The 1971-nt window shown below is 48.6% G+C and carries 2 protein-coding genes and 1 pseudogene; 2 read left to right on the top strand and 1 reads right to left on the bottom strand.

Features of this window, described 5'->3' with window-relative positions:
- The coding region (orn, locus tag V7D78_RS17225; RefSeq protein WP_333609680.1) for an oligoribonuclease at nt 1-528 on the bottom strand (528 nt) is incomplete at its 3' end.
- 127 nt (nt 529-655) lie between these two features.
- Between orn and rsgA the strand changes: the two genes are divergently transcribed.
- Nucleotides 656-1690 (top strand): small ribosomal subunit biogenesis GTPase RsgA, encoded by a 1035-nt coding sequence (gene rsgA / locus V7D78_RS17220; protein ID WP_333609679.1) that lies wholly within the window; start codon nt 656-658, stop codon nt 1688-1690.
- Between the two features lie 46 nt (nt 1691-1736).
- Nucleotides 1737-1971: pseudogene (locus V7D78_RS17215) on the top strand (archaetidylserine decarboxylase); the annotation flags it as partial.

The raw sequence follows: 1971 nt of genomic DNA, 5'->3' as shown, positions 1-1971 counted from the left end.
ACTACGATAAGTAACTAACTCGGCAATAGACTCGCGAATATCATCTAACGCCAGATGGCTGTTCAACTTTTGCACTTTTTTCAGCACCTCAGGATGCCAGCGCCGTGCCAGTTCTTTTACCGTACTGACATCCAGATTGCGATAATGAAAAAAGCCTTCCAGCGTTGGCGCATATTCGGCCAGAAAACGTCGGTCCTGTCCTATGCTGTTGCCACACATCGGCGATTTACCGGCTGGCACATACTGGCTTAAAAAGGCGATGGTTTGTTGCTCTGCCTCAGCTAAGCTGACCTTACTGGCACGACAGCGCTCCGTTAAGCCACTTTTACCGTGCTGCTCTACACACCAGGGGTTCATATTATCGAGGATCTGATCTGAGGTCTGAATCGCAAATACCGGCCCCTCGACTAAAATATTCAACTGGCTGTCGGTGACAATAGTCGCCATCTCCAGAATAACGTCTGTTTTTGGTTCCAGCCCGGTCATTTCTAAATCGAGCCACACCAGGTTATGTTCATTTACCGCCATACTAAACCCTTAATCTGCACAGCAAAGCGCATGCTTTGCTATTTGTTACTAGCCTGAATACGGGTATGATACACCCCCTGAGCTAAACAGTAATAGCACCCTTTTATTAAAAACGGCAAACCTAAGCGTGACCAAAAAAAAACATCTGAGTAAGCAACAGCATCATCGTATTGCCCAAAATGAGCAAAAACGTTTGCGTGGCCGCGATAAACCGGCCAGCGCACAATTAGCGGATGATGTACTAGAGCCGGCCGAGCCAGGGTTGGTATTAAGCCGTTTTGGCCAGCATGCCGATGTTGAAGATGCTCAAGGTCAGGTCGTGCGCTGCAATATGCGCCGCACCATCAGCTCGGTAGTCACTGGCGATAGCGTGATCTGGCGACGGGCTAAACAAAGCACTGGCAGTATTGATGGCGTCATTGAAGCGGTAGAAGACAGACGCACTGTGCTGCTGCGCCCCGATTTTTATGATGGCTTAAAACCGGTCGCCGCCAATATTGATCTGATGATAATTGTCTCAGCCATCTTACCGGCTCTGTCGCTGAATATTATTGACCGCTACCTGGTGGCCGCAGAAAAAACCGGCATAAAACCGCTGTTAGTGATTAACAAAGCCGATTTACTCAGTGGCGATGAACTCACTCAGCTCACTGAGCAGCTGCATCTATATCAGCAAATTGGCTATGATTACTTACTGCTCAGTGCCAAAACAGGGCAAGGCATGCAGGAATTACTGCAACAAGTGCATAGCGGCACCAGCATCTTTGTCGGGCAATCCGGTGTCGGTAAATCGTCACTGATGAATCAGCTGATGCCAGGGCTTGCCGCTGCCACCCGCGAAGTGTCTGAAAATTCAGGCTTAGGTCAGCATACCACTACGGTATCGCGCTTATACCATCTGCCCGAGGGTGGTGATTTAATTGACTCACCCGGCATTCGCGAATTTGCGCTCTGGCATTTAAGTGCCGAAGAAGTCACCAGCGGCTTTATTGAGTTTGCCCCCTGGCTTGGCCAATGCAAATTTCGCGATTGCAAACATATCAGCGATCCGGGCTGCGCTATCCAGCATGGCGTGCAACAGGGTGAGATCAGCCGCGAGCGTTATGACAGTTATTTAAAAATCCTCGCCAGTATGGCGCAGGACAAACCGCATTATTTTTAATGATCATATTGTTAAGATCGTATTTTTAAATTTAAGGGCCTCTATAGTGAATACAGACAAAATTAAAATTGCACTGCAGTACATGCTGCCTAAGCATCTGATCTCGCGCCTGGTCGGCAAACTGGCCGCGGCACAGCTGGGCTTTATCAGCCATGCGTTAATCAAATTATTTATCAAAGCTTACAAAATCGACATGACCGAAGCGGCTGCACAAAGCGCCCGTGACTACCCCAGTTTTAATGCCTTTTTTACCCGGCCATTAAAAGAGGGCATCAGGCCAT

Source organism: Arsukibacterium sp. (assembly GCF_036735525.1).
Classification (GTDB): Bacteria; Pseudomonadota; Gammaproteobacteria; order Enterobacterales; family Alteromonadaceae; genus Alishewanella.
Note: the sequence above shows the minus strand (reverse complement) of the source record. Positions and strands in the feature narration are given on the sequence as shown.